The sequence below is a fragment of the Achromobacter anxifer genome, assembly GCF_903652925.1.
Classification (GTDB): Bacteria; Pseudomonadota; Gammaproteobacteria; order Burkholderiales; family Burkholderiaceae_B; genus Achromobacter; species Achromobacter anxifer.
In genome coordinates this window covers 47,156-67,047 of record NZ_CAHLAR010000001.1, presented here as the reverse complement: position 1 = coordinate 67,047, position 19,892 = coordinate 47,156, and the positions used below count along the sequence as shown (strand labels likewise).

The window sequence follows — 19,892 nt, the reverse complement described above, 5'->3', positions numbered from 1 at the left end:
TTCTCCTAGAGGGTTAACGCCGCCTGACCAGGCTGCGGGCGGCTGACAGGACCGAATCCGTCAGGGCTTCCATCGCTTCGGAGTTTACCCGCCAATGCTGCCAATACAGCGGCACATCCTCCCAGGCGCGCCCCCGAAGCAGCATCAGCTGACCTGCGTCAAGGTGCTCCTGCACCAAGGGCAGCGGATTCATGGTCCAGCCCAGGCCGCCCAGCGTGGCCTGCACGAACGCGCGCGTGGACGGCACCCACCAGACCGGCGGCTGCCAGGGCGCGGGATCCGCGATCTTGTGGGCGAAGCGGGCCTGCAGCGCGTCCTTGCGGTTGAAAACCAGCACCGGCGCCTGCGCCAGCGTCTGCGCATTGACGCCCTGCGAGAAATAGCGCTTGTGGAATTCCGGCGTGCAGGTGGCGACGTAGCGCATGCTGCCCAGCGCGTGGATGCGGCAACCCTGGACCGGCTCGGCCAGGGCGGTCACTGCGCCCAGCACCGAGCCATTGCGCAGCAGGGTGGCGGTGTGGTCCTGGTCTTCCGACTGCATGTCCAGCGTGGCCCGGGTGCGCGCCGCGAACTGCACGGCGGCGTCGACGAACCAGGTCTCCAGGCTGTCGTGGTTCACCGCGACGGGGATGCTGGCATAGGGCACATCGTCGTCCGCCACGCCCAGGCGGTCGAGCGCGTCGTGTTCAAGCAGCGCCGTCTGCTCGGCCAGCCGCACCAGCACCTGGCCGTCCGCCGTGGCCACCGCCGGCACGGTGCGCTGGACCAGCAGCCGGCCCATGCGGTCCTCCAGCGCCTTGATCCGCTGCGACACCGCGGATGGCGTGACGCTCAGCGACAGCGCCGCCCGTTCGAAGCTGCCTTCCCGCACCACCGCGGCCAGGGCTCGCAGGTTGCCGTGATCGATTTTCATGACATTAGTTTTGCTTAAGATAGTGAAGGAAAATTAGCTTTATTTCACATCCACCGCAAGCGAAAATGCCTTATTGCCGGAGCGCCCCGAGCGCCCGGCGTTGTCATCCAAGCGCCGCCACAGGCGTAGCAGCACAGGTGCAGGTCATGTTCGCCACGTTGTCATCCCCCCTCTTCTTCACTGCCTGGGCCAGCGGTACGGCCACCGGGCTGGGCCTGTTCGCCGTCGTGGGCGCGCAAAGCGCATTCATCCTGCGACAAGGGCTGATGCGCGCCCACCTCTTGAGCGTGGTCGCCATCTGCGCGCTGATCGACGCCATCTTCATCTTCGCCAGCGTCTCCGGCCTGCAGGCCCTCACGGCCTGGTTTCCCTGGCTGACGACCGCCGTGCTGTGGTTCGGCGTGGCCTTCCTGTCCTGGTACGCGCTGCAATCGGCGCGCCGCGCCTGGAGCGCCACCGGCGGACTGGCCGCCGCGCGCGACGTGGTCCCTTCGCGCCGCGCCGCCATGCTGGGCGCGCTGGGCTTCTCGCTGCTGAACCCGCACTTCTGGCTGGACATGGTGGTGGTCGGCTCGCTGGCGCACGGCTTCGAGGATGCCCGCATGGCGTTCGCCGCCGGCGCCCTCACGGCCAGCCTGCTGTGGCTCGCCGTGCTCGGCATCGGCTCGCGCCTGTTCGCCCCGTTCTTCGCCAGCGCCTCCGCCTGGCGCGTGCTGGACGGCATCATCGCCGTGGTCATGGCGGCGCTGGCGGTCAGCCTGGCGCTGAAGGGCGTATAAAGAGGCTACAAGGGCGTCAAGCTACGCCTCCAGCAATTCCCCAGAACGGCCGCCCGGACTTCCCGGCGGCCGGTTTTCTTGCGGCTCCCGCCGCATCCGGAGTCCCGCCATGTACAGCTCCACCTTCATCTTCGCCAAGAAGCAGTTCGACGATGACTTCCATCGCCTGGACCAGGCCATCGCCGCCGCTGCCCGTGCCATTCCCGGCTATCTGGGCGAAGAGAGCTGGGAAGACGCCGCGCGCGGCCTGATCTCCAACGTCTATTACTGGGACTCGCTGGAAGCGCTGGAGCATCTGATCCGGCATCCCGCGCACCAGCAGGCCAAGGCGGCGCAATCGCGCTGGCTGGACGGCTACCGCGTCGAGATCTCCCAGGTGCTCAGGCGCTACGGCGAGGGGCTGGCGCCGCCGTCCTTATAATCGGCCAGTTGCCATTCTTTCGTCGGGCGCAACACCGGCCCGCCAGACGATCATGCGCGGTCCCTCCCCCTCCAAAGATGTGCGCCTGCCGCCGCTGGCCGCCATCCAGGCCTTCGAAGCAGCCGCCCGCCTGGGTTCCTTCGAACGCGCCAGCGAGGAACTCTTCGTCACCGCCAGCGCCATCGGCAAGCGTATCGCCGCGCTGGAGGCCATGCTGGATGTCACCCTCTTCATCCGCAGCAGCCGCGGCGCCACCCTCAGCTCGGCCGGGCGCGAGTACCTGGAGCAGGTGCGCACCGCGCTGGACCTGCTGTCCGACGCCTCCCTGCACAAGCGGGGCGAACCCAAGCTGGAACCGCTGCGGGTCGTCTCCACCCCCACCTTCGCCCGCCAGGTGCTGATCCCCGCCCTGCCCGGCTTCACCTCCGCGCATCCCGAGGTCGAACTGGAAATCATGCTGTCCATCCCCTACCTGGACATCATGCCGCCCAACGCCGACGTCTGGATACGCTTTGGCAGCGGCAAGTACCCCGGCCTGCATACGCACCAACTGACCGCGGATCCTGTATTCGCCGTCTGCGCGCCGGGCTACCGCGACCGGCACGGCCCGTTCGAACGGCCCGCCGACCTGGCCCGGGCGCATCTGCTGCGCTGCCCGATGGAACCCTGGCGCCCCTGGCTGGCCGCCGCCGGCCTGGACTGGCCCGAGCCCGCCCGCGGCGTCTGGCTGGTGGACCTGGGCATCATGCTGGCAGCCGCGCGCGCCGGCCAGGGCCTGGCGCTCACGCGGCGCGCGCTGGCCGCGGAGTGGCTGGACGAGGGCAAGCTGGTGCGCGTCCTGGACATCGAGATCCCCGGCGAATCGCAGTACTACCTGTGCACCGAAACCTCGCGCCCGCCTGGCAACGCCGTCCAAGCGTTTTCCCTATGGCTGGACGGCGTATGCAAACAGGTATCCCAATGGCCATGCGGCCCGCGAGGCGGTCAGGAATAAATTTCCAGGCCGGGGCGGAACGAAATTCCGCGCGCCCCTGCCCCGCGCTGGCTAGGATGCGGCCAATGCAACGGTCCCACCCATGTCTGCCTCGACATGCAGCCTCCCGTCCCTTTCTCAGCCCCAAGGCTGCGCCATGGCGCATGACGGGAATCCCTGTACGCCCGTACTAGGTATTTACGCGGAAAAACCCCGCCGGGTCAGTTTCGCGTAAGTCATTAGGCAGACAGTCACGACACGCAACACAGGAGAGCGCCGCAGCACTTGATTTCCGCCGCCTGGCGCCGGCATACGGTTTTCCACGCAGTTCTACCAATTACAACGGAGACATCCATGGATTTTCGTTTGAAGCTGCTAGCAGGAACCCTTGCATTTGCCGCAACGGCCGCGACCTACGCCGCCGACCCCATCAAGATCGGCGTGGCCGGCCCCTATACCGGCGGCTCGTCCTCCATGGGCGTCAGCATGCGCGACGGCGTGCGCCTGGCCATTGAAGAAATCAACAAGAACGGCGGCGTCATGGGACGCCAGCTGGTCGCCGTCGAGCGCGACGACGAAGCCAAGAACGAGCGCGGCGTGCAGATCGCGCAGGAACTGATCAACAAGGAACAGGTGGCGGCCACCGTCGGCTACATCAATACCGGCGTGGCGCTGGCCTCCCAGCGCTTCTACCAGGATGCCAAGATCCCGGTGTTCAACAACGTCGCCACGGGCAGCGTGATCACGCACCAGTTCAAGGCGCCGGAATTCCCCGACAACTACGTGTTCCGCAACGCCGCGCACGACAGCATCCAGGCCCCGATGATCGTCGAGGAAGCCGTCACCCGCCGCGGCTTCAAGAAGGTCGCGATCCTGGCCGACTCCACCAACTACGGCCAGCTCGGCCGCGAAGACCTGGAAAAAGCCCTGGATTCCAAGGGCATCAAGCCCGTGGCCGTGGAAAAGTTCAACATCAAGGACGTCGACATGACGGCCCAGCTGCTGAAGGCCAAGGCCGCCGGCGCCGAAGCCGTGCTGACCTACGGTATCGGCCCCGAACTGGCGCAGATCGCCAACGGCATGACCAAGCTGGGCTGGAAGGTGCCGATCATCGGCAGCTGGACCCTGTCCATGGCCAACTACATCGACAACTCCGGCGCCAACGGCGAAGGTGCGCGCATGCCGCAGACCTTCATCCAGGACCCGGACACGCCCAAGCGCAAGGCCTTCATCGACGCCTACCTGGCCAAGTTCAAGCCCAAGAACAACCGCATCGATTCGCCGGTGTCGGCGGCCCAGGGCTATGACTCCATCTATCTGCTGGCCGCGGCCTTCAAGCAGGCCAACTCCACCGACGGCCCGAAGGTCCGCGAGGCCCTCGAAAACCTGCAGACGCCCGTCGAGGGCGTGGTGATGACCTACAACAAGCCGTTCACCCACGACAACCACGACGCGATCACCGCGAAGGAAGTGGTCATCGGCGAGGTCAAGGGCGGCCGCGTGGTCAAGGCCAACTAGGTTCCCGCAGCGCATCGCGGCGGCGGCTGCCCGGCCGCCGCCATCCGCGCCCTGCACGCCAGGGCGCGGGTCTGCCGCCGCCTGAAAAACGCGTTCTGCCCAAGGGGGTTGGGACGGAACCACAGCGCTACACGACACACACCATGATTCTTCTACAGCTCATCTATAGCGGTATCGCGCTGGGCATGATCTATGCCGTCATCGCGTTCGGATACCAGCTCACGTTCGCCACGTCGGGCACCCTGAACTTCGGCCAGGGCGAAGCCCTGATGCTGGGCGCGCTCGTCGGCCTCACGCTGGTCGGCCTGGGCGTGAACTACTGGGTAATGATTCCCATCGTCTGCATCTTCGGTTTCGCGCAAGGCGCGCTGGTCGAGCGCGTCGGCGTCAGGCCGGCCATCAAGACCCGCTCGGAGTTCGGCTGGATCATGGCCACCATCGCGCTGGGCATCATCTTCAAGAACGTGGCCGAGAACATCTGGGGCCGCGACGACCTGCGCTTCCCCTCGCCGCTGCCCGAGGCGCCGATCCAGGTGCTGGGCGCCAACGTGCTGCCCATGGAACTGCTGGTGGTGTTCGGCGCGCTGGCAATGATGCTGCTGGTGGAGCTGTTCAACCGCAAGTCCATCTACGGCAAGGCCTTCGTCGCGACTTCCAACGACCGCGACGCCGCCGGCCTGATGGGCATCAACACCGGCATGGTGATCACGTTTTCCTATGCGCTGTCCTCGCTGACGGCCGCGTTCGCCGGCGTGCTGGTCGCGCCCTTGACCCTGACCGGCGCCACCATGGGCGCGGTGCTGGGCCTGAAGGCCTTCGCCGTCGCGATCATCGGCGGCCTGTCCAGCGGCATGGGCGTGGTGGTGGGCGGGCTGATCCTGGGGATCGCCGAGACGACCACCGGTTTCTATCTTTCGACGGGGTACAAAGACGTGCCGGGATTGGTGTTGCTGCTGCTCGTACTGACCTTCAAGCCCGCCGGCCTGTTCGGCAAGACCGCGATCAAGAAGGTGTAAGCGATGAAACCCTTGCACCTGCTTCTATCCATCGTGGCCGTGGCCTGCCTGGCCGCCGTGCCGCTGGGCGTGACCAACACCTACTACCTGCACCTCATCGAAACCATCATGATCTATTCGATCCTGCTGTTCGGGCTCGATATCGTGGTGGGCTATACCGGCCAGGTGTCGCTGGGCCACGCCGGCCTGTTCGGCATCGGCTCCTACGTCGCCGGCGTGCTGTTCTTCCATCTGCAGATGCCCATCTGGGTGATCCTGCCCGCCGCCATCCTGATCGCGGCGGCCTTCGGCGCGGTGCTGGCGCTGCCGGCGCTGCGGGTCACGGGACCATACCTGGCCATGGTGACGCTGGCCTTCGGCACCATCATCCAGATCCTGATCAACGAGATGACCTTCATGACCGAAGGGCCCTTGGGCATCAAGATCCCCAAACCGTCCATCGCCGGACACGTGCTGACCAAGAGCGAATACTTCTGGCTGGTTGCCGCGCTGCTGGTGCTGTCGCTGATCGTGGTGCACCGCATCCTCAAGTCGCACCTGGGCCGCTCGTTCGAGGCCCTGCGCGACAGCCCGATCGCGTCCGACTGCATGGGCGTGTCGGTCTACCGGCACAAGGTGTTCGCCTTCGTCATCAGCGCCGGCTTCGCCGGCCTGGCCGGCGCGCTGTATTCGTACTCGGAACAGTACATCTCGCCCAACACCTACAACTTCGAACTGACCATCCTGTTCCTGCTGGCCATCATCATGGGCGGCCGCAAGAGCCGCACGGGCGCGCTGCTGGGCGCCTCCATCATCGTGCTGCTGCCCAAGATGCTGGACGACATCTCGACCTTCAGGCTGATCGCCCTGGGCGTGGCCATCGTGGTCACGGTCGGCAGCGCCATCGCCATCTCCAAGGGCCGCACCGAACCGCGCCGCGTCGCGGTGCCGGTCATCGGCACCATCCTGCTGGCGGTGTTCTCGTACTGGCTGGAAGCGGTCACCGACTGGCGCCTGACGATCTTCGGCGCCATGATCCTGTTCGTCGTGTACTACCTGCCCGACGGCATCGTGGGCTTCGTGCGCAACCTGTTCTTCTCCAACCGCCGCGCCGCGCTGTCGGTCAAGTCGGACCTGGTGAAGGCGCAGGAGGCCGTACCCGATGCCGAAAAGGGCAAGGGCGACACGCTGCTGGCAGCCAAGGGCGTGCTGATGCAGTTCGGCGGCCTGAAGGCGCTGAACCAGGTCGACCTGACCGTCAAGCGCGGCACCATCCACGGCCTGATCGGACCCAACGGCTCGGGCAAGAGCACCATGATGAACGTGCTCACCGGCATTTACGTGCCGACCGCCGGCGCGGTGGAGTTCTCGGGCAAGTCGCTGGTCGGCATGACGCCGGCTGACATCGCCGAGACCGGCATCGCCCGCACCTTCCAGAACGTGCAGCTGTTCGGCGAAATGACGGCGCTGGAGAACGTCCTGGTGGGCCTGCACCACACCTTCACCACGGGCCTGGCCGGCATCGCGCTGCGCACCTCCAAATGGAAGGGCGAGGAACAGGGCGCCCGCGCCCGCGCCATGGCGCTGCTTGAATTCGTGGGTCTTGAATCGCTGGCCAGCGAAGAGGCGCGCAACCTGCCCTACGGCAAGCAGCGCCTCCTGGAAATCGCCCGCGCCCTGGCGCTGGACCCGCAACTGCTGCTGCTGGACGAACCCGCCGCCGGCCTGACCGCGCCCGACATCGTCGAACTGCTGGCCATCATCCGCAAGGTGCGCGACCACGGCATCACGCTGATCCTCATCGAACACCACATGGACGTGGTGATGGGGGTATGCGACACCGTGTCGGTGCTGGACTTCGGCCAGAAGATCGCCGAAGGCCTGCCCAACGAAGTGCAAAGCAACGCCAAGGTCATCGAGGCGTATCTGGGCGGCGCGCCCGCCTGACGCCAAGGGGACAACGAGATGCTATCGATCAAGAATCTGGAAGCAGGCTACGGCAAGGTGAAGGTGCTGCACGGCATCAGCATGGAGGTGCCGAAAGCCAAGGTGGTGACGCTGATCGGCTCGAACGGCGCCGGCAAGACCACGACGATGCGGGCGCTGTCCGGCATGATCCGTCCGACCGCGGGCGAGGTCACGCTGAGCGGCAAGCGCATCGACGGCCTGGAATCCCACCGCATCGCGCGGCTGGGCCTGGCGCATTCACCCGAGGGCCGGCGCGTCTTCCCGACGCTGTCGGTCACCGACAACCTGCTGCTGGGCGCTTTCCCGCGCCTGACGGGCAGCCGTCCGAAGGGCGACGTGCAGTCCGACCTGGGCCGCGCCATGGACCTGTTCCCGCGCCTGAAGGAGCGGCGCGACCAGTTGGCCGGCACCTTGTCGGGCGGCGAACAGCAGATGCTGGCCATGGCGCGCGCGGTGATGCTGAATCCCGAGCTGGTGCTGCTGGACGAGCCTTCGATGGGGCTGGCGCCGATCCTGGTGGAAGAGGTGTTCCGGATCATTGCGCGGCTCAAGGACGAGGGGGTGACGATGCTGCTGGTGGAGCAGTTTGCGGCGGCGGCTTTGAATGTGGCGGATTATGGGTATGTGTTGGAGAACGGGCGGATTTCTGTGCATGGGAGTGCGGAGAAGTTGAAGCATGATCCGGCTGTGGTGGCGGCTTATCTTGGTGGGTCGCATTGAGGGACTTTTGTTTTGCGTTCTTTGGCTGGCCTTCTTGACACGCCCGCCACGTCGGGGACTCGCGCTGCGCGGGGCAACGATTGCGGTCCGGAGCCTTCGCTCCGGACTTCCCCCTTGTCATCCTCGTCACCGCCTGCGGCGGTTCCTTCGGATTCCCTCGGGCTTATCGACGCCCCGCGCAGCGCGAGTCCCCGACGCGGCAGGCTGCGTTGTCTGAATCTTCACGGGCGCTGGGGCGGGTGGTGTGCTTGGCGTTTTTGCGCGAATCGGGGTGTGGCGGCGAGTCTTGCGGGGCCCGCCTCGGGCCGGCCGCGCGGGCGGCCTTCCGAGGCTTACGCTGTGTCTTGCGTCGCGTGGTGACGCTGCGCGCAGTGGCCGTGCCTGTGGCGTGTTCATGTACGCTCAACCTTTGCATTTCAAAGCCGGTGCCGGATGGGTGGCGCGCGCGTGACGGTCTTCACGCGCAAACCACTGCCGGCCGCGCGCCACCCATCACCGCCCACACACTTGATGGCGATGCCATTAGCAAGCCACACGCCGCATTCGCGCAAGCGCGCTCCGCCCCAACACCCAGGAACACGTATGTTGGCGACGGCCGCCCGGGCGGCCGTCGCCAACGGGCCCCACAAGACTCGCCACTGACCACGGATATAGCAGCACGGCAGGCCAAGACACACGTAGCCCGTCGGCGCGTGCGGCGTGGCGGCTCGCAACCTCGATGCGCCCGAGGGAATCTGAAGGAAAGGCCGCAGGCCTTGACGAAGATGACGAAGGGGCAGTCCGGAGCGAACGCTCCGGACCGCAATCGTGGGCGCGAGCCGCCACGCCGCACGCGACGACGGGCGGCCTATGAAACAGACCGCCCGCCAATAGAACTACCAAAAAACCATCAACGATCAAACAATCGTCAACGTCACATCAATATTCCCCCGCGTAGCATTCGAATAAGGACAAACGATATGCGCCGCAGCCACCAGCTTCTCAGCCTGAGCCCGCTCCATCCCCGGCAACGAAATCTTCAGCTCGACTTCGATCCCGAACCCCGTAGGAATCGGCCCGATCCCGACAGCGCCGTCGATCGTCGCATTCGACGGCATCGCGATCTTGTCGCGGCCGGCGACGAACTTCATGGCGCCCATGAAGCAGGCCGAATAGCCCACGGCGAACAGCTGTTCCGGATTGGTGCCGGCCGCGCCCGCGCCGCCCAGTTCCTTGGGGGTCGTCAGCTTGACGTTCAGGTTGCCGTCGTCCGAAGCGCCCGTGCCTTCACGGCCGCCGGTAACGTGCGCATGTGCGCGGTACAGCACTTTTTCGATAGACATGATGCGTTTCCTTTCATGGAAAGTGGGGGTTGACTGCCGGGCCTGGCGGGAACATCCCGCTTGTGCCCTTACTAATTAAATAGTGCAATATTAAATTGCGCACTACTTATTTGACCGGACAATGACAGACATTGCCCGCGACTTCAAAGACTTGCGGTCAGCTTCTCCCGCAGCGCATGCAGCGTTTTCATCATACCTTGCGCCTCTTCCAGCGAACACTGTGCGGCGCCCGCAATGGATTGCGGCACGGCTTCCGCCTGCGCGCGCAGTTCACGGCCCTGGCGGGTCAGGCCGACGATCACCTGGCGCTCGTCTTCCACCGCCCGCTTGCGCGTCACCAGGCCCGCCGCTTCCAGCCGCTTGAGCAACGGCGTGAGCGTGGCGGAATCCAGGAACAGGCGTTCGCCGATATCCGTCACCGTAATCTCGTCGCCTTCCCACAGCACCAGCATCACCAGGTACTGCGGATAGGTCAGATCCAGGCCGCGCAGCAGCTTGCGGTACACCTTGTTCATCGCCAGCGAGGTCGAGTACAGGGCGAAGCACAGCTGGCTGTCCAGCAGCAGCGGATTGAACGCCGCCTTGGGTTTGGATCGTGATTTCATTGCGCAATATTAAATAGCGCACTATTTATCGTCAAGAGTTTTTTTGTTGAAGCGCCGGCTCGAAGAAACCTGCCTGCGCCAACGTCCGAAGACGCCTTGCCCGGCCTCTACGCCGGCTCTCCTTCGACCGCGTTGCGATCCGCCCCGTACAGCTTCAGGCCGTCCAGGTCCAACACCCGCACCGCGCCGTACTCCACGTTGAGCAGGCCGGCCTCTTCCAGCTTGCGCAACGCCTGGTTCGCGCGTTGCCGCGACACCCGCGCCAGATAGCCCACTTCTTCCTGGGTAATCGCCAGACGCATGCCCATGCCGGGGTACAGCAAAGGGTTGAAGAGCTCCGCCAGGCAGCGGGCCACGCGCGCGTCCGGGTCCAGCAGGCGGTCGTATTCCGCCTTGCCGATGAACTGCGCCACGCGCTCGTTCAATTGATGCAGCAAATAGCGGTTGAACGGGATGCTGGTGTCCAGCAGCCAGTCGAACGTGGCGGCGGGCAGGCGCGCCACCACCGAATCCCGCAGCGCAACGATGTCGTATTTGCGGATCTCGCGCTTGAGCAGCGAACCCTCGCCGATCCAGCCGCCGGCCGGCACGCCGGTCAGCGACGCCACCTTGCCTTCCGCATTGCCCACCGACACCTTCACCAACCCCGCCAACACGCCTATCCAAGCCTGGGCGAGTTCACCTTTGCGCTCTATGATCGACCCGGCAACCACCTGCTGCACGGTAAGGTCCCTTTCGACGCGTTCCTGCTGATCGCGGCTGAGCACGCGAAACCAGGCGGCGGCGAGTTGCAGGGAGTCGGATAGCTGCATCGGGAATACCCTAAAAGTTCCTTGAATGTCGCGATGGTGACAGTTGGTAGCAACCCAACCTTATACCTTAAGTCCTGCCGTAAATCTAAAACCAACTGGTCAAGCGCTCCATCGCCAGCGCCGCTCTTGCGGACTCCCGGCCCGATGCGCCCAAACCGGAGGAGACATCGTGGCACATACACCGCCCGCATCTGCACGGATGCCGGCGGCGCTGGATACCTTTCCGGCGCTGCTGTTCACGCATGCCAGCGTTCGCGGGTCGCGGCCCGCCATACGCGAAAAAGATCTGGGGATCTGGCAAACCCTTACGTGGTCCGAGGTCGCGGAGCATGTCCGACACGTCGCGCACGGCCTGGCCGCGCTCGGCATCAAGCCCGGCATGCACGTGGCCGTGATCGGCGAAAACCGCCCTCGCCTGTACATGGCCATGATGGCCGCGCAGTCGCTGGGCGCGATTCCCGTGCCGCTCTACCAGGACGCCGTGGCCCAGGAAATGGTCTACGTGCTGCAGGACGCCGAGATCAGCGTGGCCATCGTCGAAGACCAGGAACAGGTCGACAAGATGCTCGAAGTCCACGAGCAATGCCCCGCGCTCAAGCACGTGGTGTACGACGACCCGCGCGGCCTGCGCCACTACACCGATCCCATGCTGCGCTCGTATGAACAGCTGGAAGAGCTGGGCCGCGAATACGCCGGCCAGCACCCGGGCTTCTTCGACAGCGCGGTCGCCGCCGTGCAGCCGCAGGATCCGGCCGCCATGTTCTATACGTCAGGCACGACCGGCAAGCCCAAGGGCGTGGTGCTCACGCACCATGCGCTGATCGACCGCGCGCGCGCCGTGTCGGACATGGAAAAGCTGACCGACCAGGAAGACGTGCTGGCCTATCTGCCGCCCGCCTGGATCGGCCAGAACATGTTCTCGTACACGCAGCTGCTGGTCACGGGCTTCACCGTGAACCATCCCGAGTCGCCCGATACCGTGTCAATCGACATGCGCGACATCGGCCCCACCTACTACTTCGCGCCGCCGCGCGTGCTGGAAGGCCTGCTGACGCATGTGATGATCCGCATGGAGGACGCCGGGCTGATCAAGCGCAAGCTGTTCGGCGCCTGCATGAAGCTCGCGCGCCGCGTGGGCGCGAAGATCCTGGACGGCGAGCAAGTTGGCGCCTGGGACCGCCTGCGCTATGCGCTGGGCAACGTGATGATCTACGGCCCGCTGCGCAACGCGCTGGGCATGAGCCGCGTGCGTGTGGCCTATACCGCGGGCGAGGCCATCGGCCCCGACCTGTTCGTGTTCTACCGCTCCATCGGCATCAATCTCAAGCAGCTGTACGGCTCCACCGAGACCTCGGTCTTCGTCTGCGTGCAGCCCGACGGCCAGGTGCGCGACGATACCGTGGGCCCGCCCGTCGCAGGCGTGGAGATCCGCGTGGCCGACAACGGCGAGATCCTGGTCAAGAGCCCCGGCCTCTTCAAGGAGTACTACCGCAACCCCGAGGCGACCGCCGAAGCGCGCAGCGCCGACGGCTGGTTCCATACGGGCGATGCGGGTTACCTGGACACCGATGGCCAGTTGAAGATCATCGACCGCGCCAAGGACGTGGGCAAGCTCGCCAACGGTAGCCTGTTCGCGCCGAAGTACATCGAGAACAAGCTCAAGTTCTTCCAGCACATCAAGGAAGCGGTCGCCTTCGGCGCCAACCGCGAGGACGTGTGCGCCTTCATCAACATCGATCTGGAAGCCGTGGGCAACTGGGCCGAGCGCCGCGGCATGCCCTATGCCGGCTACACCGACCTGGCGTCCAAGGACGAGGTCTACCAGCTGATCGCGGAATGCGTGGAACAGGTCAACGCCGACCTGGCCACCGATCCCAAGCTGTCGGCCTCGCAGATCAGCCGCTTCCTGATCCTGCATAAGGAACTGGACCCGGATGACGACGAACTGACCCGCACGCGCAAGGTGCGCCGCGCCTTCATCGCGCAGAAGTACGGCGTGCTGATCGATGCGCTCTTTGGCGGCAAACAGTCGCAGTTCATCGAGACCGAAGTGAAATTCGAAGACGGACGCACCGGCAAGATCTCGGCAGACCTGAAGATCCGCCCGGTCAAGACCTTCCCCGCCATCACCGCCCGAGCCGCGTAGAGATCATGAGCAACAACGACCGCGACCAGCGCATCGGCGACGTCATGCTGGACATGCAGAACATCTCGCTGTCCTTCGGCGGCGTGAAGGCGCTGACGGACATTTCCTTCAACGTGCGCGAACACGAGATACGCGCCATCATCGGCCCCAACGGCGCCGGCAAGAGCTCGATGCTCAACGTCATCAACGGCGTCTATACGCCGCAGCAAGGCGGCATCGAATTCCGCGGCCAGAGCTTCGCGCGCATGAACCCGCGCCGCGCGGCCGAAATGGGCATCGCGCGCACGTTCCAGAACCTGGCCCTGTTCAAGGGCATGAGCGTGCTGGACAACATCATGACCGGCCGCAACCTGCGCATGAAATGCGGGTTGCTGGCCCAGGCCTTCCGCCTGGGCCCGGCAGAGCGCGAAGAGATCAAGCACCGCGAATTCGTCGAGAACATCATCGACTTCCTGGAGATCCAGGCCTACCGCAAGACGCCCGTCGGCCGGCTGCCCTACGGCCTGCAAAAGCGCGTGGACCTGGGCCGCGCGCTGGCGATGGAGCCGCGCCTGCTGCTGCTGGACGAGCCGATGGCCGGCATGAACATCGAGGAGAAGCAGGACATGAGCCGCTTCATCCTGGACGTGAATGACGAATTCGGGACCACCATCGTGCTGATCGAGCACGACATGGGCGTGGTCATGGACATCTCGGACCGCGTGGTGGTGCTGGACTACGGCAAGAAGATCGGCGACGGCAAGCCGGACGAAGTTCGCGCCAACGAAGACGTGATTCGCGCTTACCTTGGCGTCGGCGGCGAAGCCGCCGTCGCCAAGGACGCGCCTGCGCAGGAGAGAGCCCCCTCCCCTAACCCTCCCCCCAAGGGGGAGGGAGAAAGCAAGCCGGCAACGCTGAACTAGGAAGCGGACATGGGATTTTTTCTAGAGACCTTATTCGGCGGCCTGATGAGCGGCATGCTGTACGCGCTGATCGGCCTGGGCTTCGTGCTGATCTTCAAGGCGTCGGGCGTCTTCAACTTCGCGCAGGGCGCGATGGTGCTGGTGGCCGCGCTGTCCATGGCGCGCTTCTCGGAATGGCTGCCGCGCTGGTTCGGCTTCGACAACATGATCCTGGCCAACGTGCTGGCCTTCATCGTCAGCGCCATCGTGATGTTCCTGCTGGCGGTCGCCATCGAGCGCTTCGTGCTGCGCCACCTGGTCAACCAGGAGGCCACCACCCTGCTGATGGCCACGCTGGGCATCAGCTACTTCCTCGACGGCCTGGGCCAGATCACCTTCGGCAGCTCGGTGTATTCGATCAATGTGGGCATGCCCAAGGATCCGCTGATGATCCTGGATTCCGTCTTCGAGGGCGGACTGCTGATCAACCTGGAAGACCTGACGGCGGCGGTGATCGCGGCCCTGCTGGTGGCGGCGCTGGCGCTCTTCTTCCAGTACACCTCGACCGGCCGCGCCCTGCGCGCGGTGGCCGACGACCACCAGGCCGCGCAGTCCATCGGCATTCCGCTGAACCGCATCTGGGTGATCGTCTGGAGCGTGGCGGGGCTGGTGGCATTGGTGGCGGGGATCATCTGGGGCTCGAAGTTCGGCGTGCAGTTCACGCTGTCCACCGCGGCGCTGCGGGCGCTGCCGGTGGTGATCCTGGGCGGACTGACCTCGGTGCCGGGCGCCATCCTGGGCGGCCTGATCATCGGCGTCGGGGAAAAGCTGTCCGAGGTCTATCTGGGGTCGCTGGTGGGCGGCGGTATCGAAATCTGGTTCGCCTATGTGCTGGCGCTGGTGTTCCTGCTGTTCCGTCCGCAAGGACTGTTCGGCGAGAAGATCATCGACCGCGTCTGAGCAGACAGGCCCTCTAGGATAAAAACATGTTCTATCGCGAAAACGGCCAATTCAAGACCAGCTATCGCGCTGACCAGCAGATCTTCCCGATCCGCCAGGACCGCATCTTCATCTGGCTGCTGCTTGCGGTGGCGTTCGTCGCCATCCCGGCCATGGCCAGCGACTATCTGCTGCGCGCCATCCTGATTCCGTTCCTGATCCTGGCGCTGGCCGCCGTGGGCCTGAACATTCTGGTGGGCTATTGCGGCCAGATCTCGCTGGGCACGGGCGCCTTCATGGCGGTGGGCGCCTATGCGGCCTGGAACTTCGGCGTGCGCTTTCCCGGCATGCCGCTGATCATCCAGATCCTGCTGGGCGGATTCTTCGCCACCATCGTGGGCGTGATCTTCGGCATTCCCAGCCTGCGCATCCGCGGCCTGTACCTGGCGGTGGCGACCTTGGCCGCGCAGTTCTTCGTGGACTGGGCGTTCCTGCGCATCCCCTTCTTCACCAACTATTCGTCGTCCGGCAACGTGTCCGTGCCGCCGCTGACCGCCTTCGGCCTGCCGGTGCAGAGCGCCCTGGAAAAGTACCTGTTCGTGCTGATCCTGGTTGTCATCTTCAGCCTGCTGGCCAAGAACCTGGTGCGCGGCGCCATCGGCCGGCAGTGGATGGCAATCCGCGACATGGACGTGGCGGCTTCCGTCATCGGCATCCGGCCCATGTACGCCAAGCTCACGGCCTTCGCGGTCAGCTCCTTCATCGTCGGCGTGGCCGGGGCCTTGTGGGGCTATATCCACCTGGGTTCCTGGGAACCGCTGGCCTTCGACCTGACGCGTTCGTTCCAGCTGCTGTTCATGGTCATCATCGGCGGCCTGGGTTCGATCATCGGCAGCTTCTTCGGCGCAGCCTTCATCGTGCTGGTGCCGGTGGCGCTATCCAATATTCCGCACATGCTGGGCATCCCGCTGTCGGTGGACACCGCGGCGCATATCGAACACATGGTGTTCGGCGCGCTGATCGTGTTCTTCCTGATCGCCGAGCCGCATGGGCTGGCCAGGCTGTGGAGCATCGGCAAGGAGAAGCTTCGCATCTGGCCCTTCCCCCACTGATTTCGCATTGATTTCCGCGGTCCGCGGCGGCACAAGCGCGGCGGACCCGCCCTGAATACCCGGCTCAAGACCGGGCCAATCCCGGTGTCCCAGGGTTTACTGACCCAAGCACCACGCAGGAGGTAAATGGAGATGAAGCGTCTTAACCTGAAGTTGGCGGCAGCTTTGATGGCCGCAGCCGGCGCCGCAGGCGCCGTGGCCACGCCGGCAATGGCGGCGGAAGAGCAGTTCGTTCCGTTGCTGGTGTATCGCACCGGGTCCTTCGCGCCCCTGGGCATTCCCTGGGCCGACGGCAAGCTGGATTACCTGAAGCTGGTCAACGAACGCGATGGCGGCGTCAACGGCGTCAAGATCACGTACGAAGAGTGCGAAACCGCCTACGCCACCGACCGCGGCGTGGAATGCTACGAGCGCCTGAAGGGCAAGGGCACCGGAGCATCGGGCTTCGACACCCAGTCCACCGGCATCACCTTCGCCGTCAGCGACAAGGCCATGGTCGACAAGGTGCCGGTCGAGACGATGGGCTACGGCCTGTCGCAATCGGTCGACGGCAGCGTGTTCGAATGGAACTTCCCGCTGCTGGGCACGTACTGGACCGCGGCCGACGTGATGATCCAGGACATCGCCAAGAAAGAAGGCGGCATGGACAAGCTCAAGGGCAAGAAGATCGCCCTGGTCTACCACGACTCGCCGTATGGCAAGGAGCCGATCCCGCTGCTGCAGAAGCGCGCGGCCAAGGAAGGCTTCGAGCTGGTGCTGTATCCCGTGACCGCCCCCGGCGTGGAGCAGAAGTCCACCTGGCTGCAGATCCGTCAGGCGCGCCCCAACTACGTGCTGCTTTGGAGCGCCGGCATCATGACGCCGACCGCGATCCGCGAGGCCCAGGCCAGCGGCTATCCGCGGGACAAGATGTACGCGGTCTGGTGGGCCGGCTCGGAAGGCGACGTGAAGGACCTGGGCGATGTCGCCAAGGGCTACAACGCCATCACCATCCACAACAGCGGCGCCGAGCACGACAAGGTCTATGACGATCTGAAAAAGTACGTCTACGACAAGGGCGAAGGCGCGGACAAGACTGGCAAGAACACGCTGGGCACCATCGCCCACACCCGCGGCATGATGATTTCGATGCTGCAGGTGGAAGCGATCCGCACCGCGCAGGAGAAGTTCGGCAAGGGCAAGGCGTTGACGCCGGACCAGGTGCGCTGGGGCTTCGAGAACCTGAACCTGACGCAAGAGAAGCTGGACAAGCTGGGCTTCGGCCAGATCATGCGTCCGGTCAAGACCTCTTGCAGCAACCACAAGGGCGACGACTGGGCCCGCATCGTGCAGTGGGACGGCGCGAAGTTCAAGGTCGTCTCCGACTGGTATCAGGCCGACAAGACCATCCTCGATCCGATGGTGAAGGAAGCCGCGGCGAAGTACGCCAAAGAGAAGAACATCACGCCCCGCAAGTGTGAGTAGTCCCCCCGAAGCACCTGCGGTGCCTCCCCCCAAGGGGCGCCGCACGCGGACCGGCAAAGCCGGCTCCGCGGCGGCCCCGCTCAAACCGCGCCGGCGGCATGCGGCGCGGGTATCGCAGATGCACAGGATGTTGATACGAACCGGCTGCCGTCCCTTGGGACTGGCAGCCGCCACACCGCAGGAACCTTTATGAACGACGCCAATATTGTCGCCACCATAGGCACCCCAAAGGTGCTGCTAGACGTGAACGGCATCGAGGTGATCTACAACCACGTGATCCTGGTGCTCAAGGGCGTTTCGCTGCAAGTGCCCGAAGGCAAGATCGTGGCCCTGCTGGGTGCCAACGGCGCGGGCAAGACCACCACGCTGCGCGCCATCTCGAACCTGCTCAAGGGCGAGCGCGGCGACGTCACCAAGGGCCACATCCAGTACCGCGACCAGCGCATCGAGAAGCTGTCGCCGGCGGAGCTGGTCAAGCGCGGCGTCGTGCAGGTGATGGAAGGCCGGCATTGCTTTGCCCACCTGACCATCGAGGAAAACCTCCTGACCGGCGCCTACACGCGCAGCATGAGCCGGGGCGATACCGCGGCGGCGCTGGATCGCGTCTACCAGTATTTCCCGCGCCTGAAGCAGCGCCGCGCCAGCCAGTCCGGCTACACCTCGGGCGGCGAGCAGCAGATGACCGCCATCGGCCGCGCGCTGATGGCCAACCCCAACATGATCCTGCTGGACGAACCCTCCATGGGCCTGGCGCCGCAGATCGTCGAAGAAATCTTCGAGATCGTGCGCGACCTGAACCAGCGCGAACGCGTCAGCTTCCTGCTGGCGGAGCAGAACACCAACATCGCGCTGCGCTACGCCGATTACGGCTACATCCTGGAAAACGGCCGCGTGATGATGGACGGCGCCGCCGCCGACCTGGCGCAGAACGAAGACGTGAAGGAGTTCTACCTGGGCATATCCAGCGGCGAACGCAAGAGTTTCCGCGACAACAAGTTCTACCGCCGGCGCAAGCGCTGGCTGGCGTGATTCCTGGAAGGTGCGAATCCATGTCCCAGTTTTTCGATGTTCTGGAAACCAGAGCGCCCGAGCAGCGCGAGCGCGAATTGATGGCCGCCCTGCCCGGCGCGATCGCCCGGGCCATTGCGCGCGCGCCGGCCATCGCCGAGCAGCTGCGCGGTATTGACCCCGCCACCATCACGTCGCGCGCCGCCTTGGCGGGCCTGCCGGTGCTGCGCAAGCATGAATTGCTGGAACGCCAGCAGCACAGCCGCGCCGATGCCACCGCGCCGGCCGGGCCGCAGAAGGCTTTCGGCGGCTTCTCCGCCATCGGCTGGGGCGAGGCGATGCGCGTGTTCGCGTCCCCCGGCCCCATCTACGAGCCGGAAAGCGCGCGTGGCGATTACTGGCGCTTTGCCCGCGCCCTGCACGCAGCGGGATTCCGCGCCGGCGAGCTGGCCTACAACTGCTTTTCCTACCACTTCACGCCGGCCGGCTCCATGATGGAAACGGCGGCCCATGCCGTGGGCTGCACCGTATTTCCCGGCGGCACGGGCCAGACCGAACAGCAGGTGCGCGCGATCCAGGACCTGGCGCCCACCGGCTACACCGGCACGCCCAGCTTCCTCAAGATCATTCTGGAAAAGGCCGACGAGCTGGGCGTGAAGCTGGACTCGCTGCGCCGGGCGCTGGTGTCCGGCGAAGCCTTTCCGCCGTCGCTGCGCGACTGGCTGGCCGCGCGCGGCATCGACGGCTACCAGGCCTACGGCAGCGCCGATCTGGGCATGGTCGCCTTTGAAACCCCGGCGCGCGAAGGACTGGTGCTGGGCGAGGACATCATCGTCGAGATCGTCCGTCCCGGCACCGGCGAACGCGTGCCCGATGGCGAAGTCGGCGAGGTCGTGGTCACCACCCTGAATCCGGACTATCCGCTGGTGCGCTTCGGCACCGGCGACCTTTCCGCCGTCATGCCCGGCATCTCGCCTTGCGGACGCACCAACACCCGCATCAAGGGCTGGATGGGCCGCGCGGACCAGACCACCAAGGTGCGCGGCATGTTCGTGCACCCGTCGCAGGTGGCCGACGTGGCGCGCCGCCATCCCGAGATCGTGCACGCGCGGCTGGTGATCAGCGGCAGCACCGGGTCGGACCGCATGGTGCTGAAGGTGGAAGCGCGGACTCGCAGCGAAGAGCTGGGCAAGCGCATCGCGGAATCGGTGCGCGACGTGACCAAGCTGCGCAGCGACGTGGAATGGGTGGATGCGGACGGACTGCCGAACGACGGCAAGGTCATCGACGATATCCGGACCTACGAGTAAACCGCG

At 65.3% G+C, this 19,892-nt stretch carries 18 protein-coding genes; 14 read left to right on the top strand and 4 right to left on the bottom strand.

The window, feature by feature from the left end:
• Positions 1-13 precede the first annotated feature (13 nt).
• Positions 14-913, bottom strand: a complete 900-nt coding sequence (locus HWY37_RS00335) for a LysR family transcriptional regulator ArgP (protein WP_013396760.1) — start codon at positions 911-913, stop codon at positions 14-16.
• Positions 914-1,059: 146 nt separating this feature from the next.
• Here HWY37_RS00335 and HWY37_RS00330 point away from each other — a divergent pair, with 146 nt between their 5' ends.
• The 7 genes from HWY37_RS00330 to HWY37_RS00300 all read left to right on the top strand — a co-directional run bounded on the left by HWY37_RS00330 (position 1,060) and on the right by HWY37_RS00300 (position 8,287).
• A complete protein-coding gene (locus HWY37_RS00330; RefSeq protein ID WP_175210356.1) occupies positions 1,060-1,692 on the top strand; it encodes a LysE/ArgO family amino acid transporter in 633 nt (210 codons plus the stop codon).
• Positions 1,693-1,801: 109 nt separating this feature from the next.
• The gene (locus HWY37_RS00325; protein ID WP_176087585.1) at positions 1,802-2,113 is read left to right on the top strand and encodes an antibiotic biosynthesis monooxygenase family protein; all 312 of its coding nucleotides are present in this window, start codon (positions 1,802-1,804) and stop codon (positions 2,111-2,113) included.
• 52 nt (positions 2,114-2,165) lie between these two features.
• Positions 2,166-3,107 carry a LysR substrate-binding domain-containing protein gene (locus HWY37_RS00320; RefSeq protein WP_176087584.1) on the top strand — a complete coding sequence of 314 codons (942 nt, stop codon included), beginning with the start codon at positions 2,166-2,168 and terminating at the stop codon, positions 3,105-3,107.
• Between the two features lie 333 nt (positions 3,108-3,440).
• A complete protein-coding gene (locus tag HWY37_RS00315; protein ID WP_175210353.1) occupies positions 3,441-4,604 on the top strand; it encodes an ABC transporter substrate-binding protein in 1,164 nt (387 codons plus the stop codon).
• Positions 4,605-4,747: 143 nt separating this feature from the next.
• The gene (locus HWY37_RS00310; RefSeq protein ID WP_175210352.1) at positions 4,748-5,620 is read left to right on the top strand and encodes a branched-chain amino acid ABC transporter permease; all 873 of its coding nucleotides are present in this window, start codon (positions 4,748-4,750) and stop codon (positions 5,618-5,620) included.
• 3 nt (positions 5,621-5,623) lie between these two features.
• Positions 5,624-7,546, top strand: coding sequence for a branched-chain amino acid ABC transporter ATP-binding protein/permease (locus HWY37_RS00305; protein ID WP_176087583.1), 1,923 nt, complete (start codon positions 5,624-5,626; stop codon positions 7,544-7,546).
• A gap of 18 nt (positions 7,547-7,564) precedes the next feature.
• The gene (locus HWY37_RS00300; protein ID WP_119450177.1) at positions 7,565-8,287 is read left to right on the top strand and encodes an ABC transporter ATP-binding protein; all 723 of its coding nucleotides are present in this window, start codon (positions 7,565-7,567) and stop codon (positions 8,285-8,287) included.
• Between the two features lie 896 nt (positions 8,288-9,183).
• Here HWY37_RS00300 and HWY37_RS00295 read toward each other — a convergent pair.
• The 3 genes from HWY37_RS00295 to HWY37_RS00285 all read right to left on the bottom strand — a co-directional run bounded on the left by HWY37_RS00295 (position 9,184) and on the right by HWY37_RS00285 (position 11,026).
• Positions 9,184-9,609 carry an organic hydroperoxide resistance protein gene (locus tag HWY37_RS00295; protein ID WP_175209369.1) on the bottom strand — a complete coding sequence of 142 codons (426 nt, stop codon included), beginning with the start codon at positions 9,607-9,609 and terminating at the stop codon, positions 9,184-9,186.
• A gap of 143 nt (positions 9,610-9,752) precedes the next feature.
• The gene (locus HWY37_RS00290; protein ID WP_175209368.1) at positions 9,753-10,214 is read right to left on the bottom strand and encodes a MarR family winged helix-turn-helix transcriptional regulator; all 462 of its coding nucleotides are present in this window, start codon (positions 10,212-10,214) and stop codon (positions 9,753-9,755) included.
• A 107-nt stretch (positions 10,215-10,321) separates the two neighbouring features.
• Positions 10,322-11,026: a Crp/Fnr family transcriptional regulator gene (locus tag HWY37_RS00285; protein WP_175209367.1), complete on the bottom strand. Its 705-nt coding sequence runs from the start codon at positions 11,024-11,026 to the stop codon at positions 10,322-10,324.
• Positions 11,027-11,195: 169 nt separating this feature from the next.
• On the opposite strand from HWY37_RS00285, the gene HWY37_RS00280 reads away from it, so the two are divergent.
• The 7 genes from HWY37_RS00280 (at position 11,196) to HWY37_RS00250 (ending at position 19,886) form a co-directional block, all read left to right on the top strand.
• Positions 11,196-13,172: an AMP-dependent synthetase/ligase gene (locus HWY37_RS00280; RefSeq protein ID WP_176087582.1), complete on the top strand. Its 1,977-nt coding sequence runs from the start codon at positions 11,196-11,198 to the stop codon at positions 13,170-13,172.
• A gap of 5 nt (positions 13,173-13,177) precedes the next feature.
• Positions 13,178-14,074, top strand: a complete 897-nt coding sequence (locus HWY37_RS00275) for an ABC transporter ATP-binding protein (protein ID WP_176087581.1) — start codon at positions 13,178-13,180, stop codon at positions 14,072-14,074.
• A 9-nt stretch (positions 14,075-14,083) separates the two neighbouring features.
• Positions 14,084-15,013: a branched-chain amino acid ABC transporter permease gene (locus tag HWY37_RS00270; RefSeq protein WP_013396773.1), complete on the top strand. Its 930-nt coding sequence runs from the start codon at positions 14,084-14,086 to the stop codon at positions 15,011-15,013.
• A gap of 26 nt (positions 15,014-15,039) precedes the next feature.
• On the top strand, positions 15,040-16,104 hold the full coding sequence (locus tag HWY37_RS00265; protein WP_176087580.1) for a branched-chain amino acid ABC transporter permease: 1,065 nt from the start codon (positions 15,040-15,042) through the stop codon (positions 16,102-16,104).
• Between the two features lie 126 nt (positions 16,105-16,230).
• Entirely contained in the window at positions 16,231-17,568 is a 1,338-nt protein-coding gene (locus HWY37_RS00260) for an ABC transporter substrate-binding protein (protein ID WP_176087579.1), read from the top strand.
• A 189-nt stretch (positions 17,569-17,757) separates the two neighbouring features.
• Positions 17,758-18,597 (top strand): ABC transporter ATP-binding protein, encoded by an 840-nt coding sequence (locus tag HWY37_RS00255; protein ID WP_176087578.1) that lies wholly within the window; start codon positions 17,758-17,760, stop codon positions 18,595-18,597.
• 20 nt (positions 18,598-18,617) lie between these two features.
• Positions 18,618-19,886, top strand: a complete 1,269-nt coding sequence (locus HWY37_RS00250) for a phenylacetate--CoA ligase family protein (protein ID WP_176087577.1) — start codon at positions 18,618-18,620, stop codon at positions 19,884-19,886.
• The last annotated feature ends 6 nt before the right edge of the window (positions 19,887-19,892 follow it).